Origin of the sequence: Lacinutrix sp. C3R15, assembly GCF_018860825.1 — a bacterium.
Taxonomy (GTDB): Bacteria; Bacteroidota; Bacteroidia; order Flavobacteriales; family Flavobacteriaceae; genus Oceanihabitans.
Genome location: NZ_JAHKPZ010000001.1, coordinates 1 through 2,279 on the forward strand (window position 1 = coordinate 1; position 2,279 = coordinate 2,279).

Genomic DNA, 2,279 nt, shown 5'->3' on the forward strand with positions numbered 1-2,279 from the left:
ACAACGCAACTTTCCATATACGAGAACGTTATGTGCAAGTTGAGAAAAAAACCAGAACCAATTAAAATGAGAAGAATAGAAAAATTCATAGGGTTTATTTTTAATGAAATAATCATCAACCTGACACCTAAATTGATACGATTTATATAATCACGGGAAGTAACTTTAATGCTGACAAAAATTAAAACAATAAACTATTTATTATGGGAGCTGTACAAATAATAATTATAATAACTATTATAGTCTTGATTTTTGGAAACTGGGTACGTCAAGGCTACTTGAGGAAAGAAAAAGAAGATGCAAACCGAAAAATAACAAAAGAGCAGAATAGAATTAAATTACTAAAAGAAAAAGAAAATACCGATTCTAAAATTGAAAAAGCCCATTTATTAAATGAACAAATCGAGGCCATAAAGAAAATAAACATACTATCAGTTGACGATTATAAAAAAACAATTATAAATAACGAAACTAGTATTATAGAGAAAGGAGGAGAAAACCAATTATTTTTATTTTTAAAAATTGATTCTTTCTTAAAAGGTTATCGTGGACGCATAGTTGCTGATTGTGAAGAATGGGGAAATTTAATCGATATAGATGTAATAATAAAAAGAATTGTTGAAGATTCTAAAAGAAATGATTTTGAAAAAATGCACGAAAATCTTCAAGCCGGTTTAGCCGAATTAGAAGGTAAAAAACCTATCGGATTTGATGCAAATTTAGAAAGAATGTTTAAAATTGGAAGATTTGTTAAACCTGCTATTGAAAACCAAATAAAAACATTAGAATTTTATAAAAACATGGCTGTTTCAATGATTGTTTTTTACCAAAACGACAGGAAAATAAGATATTTCGAAATATATGAAGCATTTGAAAAATTAGGAGTATTCGATAGCACTTGGCAAAAAAACGTTTTAAATAAGCTGGATAAAATAGAGGTTAGACTATCTAAAATCAGTAATCAATTAACCGATTTAAATCAAAACTTTGTTTCTTTGATTGAGTCTAGCGAAAAAATTGCTTCAGAGCTTAAAGAAGTAAACAGTAATATTATGACTAACAATATGCTTCAATCAATTACAGCATATCAGACATGGAAAGTTAATAGAAATACTAAATCTTTAAGAAACTAAAAACTGTATGGAAGAAATATTAAATAATTTGTTGGTTGGCGAAACTCTATATATAACAGCTAATGGAACTCATTATATATTTAATGGTCGAGACAATAATTTAGGAGTTACTTATACTATAAACGAAAATCAAAAAACACTCCCCTTAAATACAATCAACGAAGCATTAGATTCTTTAAATATGGGAGAGATAATAAACACTCAATGGTATATTAATTACAACGAACATGAATATACTACAAGACGATGTAACCTTCAAGTATTAAATGCATTATTGCAAAGGCTATAACTTCTATAATAAAACCTGCACATAACACCGTATATAATTTATTGCTGGCTTTTTGCCTACTTACGAAAGTCCTCGCGGACTTTCTTGGTCGGTAATTATTTATTAAATTAGGTGCTTAAAACACGCAACAAACCATATACAACAACGTTGCCACACATTTGAAAAAATCAATCTACATATTAATATTAGCTTTAGTTTTTAACTCTTGTCAGAATGAAAAAAAGCTGAATGGAACTTGGATTTCTGCTTATAAGCAAGAAGAAAATGACACTCTGAATTATGACTTATCAGGAGTACCTTTTAATGAAATATGGGAATTTAATGATGGAACATTGAAAATCCAAAGATATAAATATGATTTTTTCTACGAAGATGTAAGCTCATTCAAATTTAAACTTAAAGGAAATAAATTCGTCATTAATGATAATGAACCATACTTATCTGATATAATCGAGCCAATAAAGAAAGATAGTTTTGTTTTAAGTGGATTTACATATGGTAACTCAAAACTCGTTTATAAAAAATTAGACGATTCTCTAAAAAACAATACAGCTGATTTTAAACTGACTGGAAATAAATATATACGGAATTTCAAAAAATGGACTGACACTATTCATTTTGTAAATGAGTCAGTTTATACAAGTAGTGGTTGGACAATGGGAAATTCGGAATTAAAATGGGAAAGAGTAAATTATAACGGATTTGATATATTATTTACTGATATTTATATTCCATTCATTCTAAAAAAGAAAGTCGGAAATAAAATTTATGTCACAACATTTGACAAACAGAAAGAAGATTATATTTTAGAACAAATTGAATAAAAAAACGTGTGGCAACAAAGAACTGAGTTAAAA

Annotated in this window: 3 protein-coding genes; all 3 read left to right on the forward strand. The window is 27.7% G+C overall.

Annotated features, from left to right (window positions below):
- Positions 1 to 203 precede the first annotated feature (203 nt).
- The gene (locus KO494_RS00005) at positions 204 to 1,133 is read left to right on the forward strand and encodes a hypothetical protein (RefSeq protein WP_215965531.1); all 930 of its coding nucleotides are present in this window, start codon (positions 204 to 206) and stop codon (positions 1,131 to 1,133) included.
- 7 nt (positions 1,134 to 1,140) lie between these two features.
- Positions 1,141 to 1,422, forward strand: a complete 282-nt coding sequence (locus KO494_RS00010) for a hypothetical protein (RefSeq protein WP_215965532.1) — start codon at positions 1,141 to 1,143, stop codon at positions 1,420 to 1,422.
- Between the two features lie 158 nt (positions 1,423 to 1,580).
- On the forward strand, positions 1,581 to 2,246 hold the full coding sequence (locus KO494_RS00015) for a hypothetical protein (protein ID WP_215965533.1): 666 nt from the start codon (positions 1,581 to 1,583) through the stop codon (positions 2,244 to 2,246).
- Positions 2,247 to 2,279 lie beyond the last annotated feature (33 nt).

Excerpts from the sequence above, each read along its gene's own strand:
- KO494_RS00005 (WP_215965531.1), top strand. The coding sequence starts at position 204 with ATGGGAGCTGTACAAATAATAATTATAATAACTATTATAGTCTTGATT.
- KO494_RS00010 (WP_215965532.1), top strand. The coding sequence starts at position 1,141 with ATGGAAGAAATATTAAATAATTTGTTGGTTGGCGAAACTCTATATATA.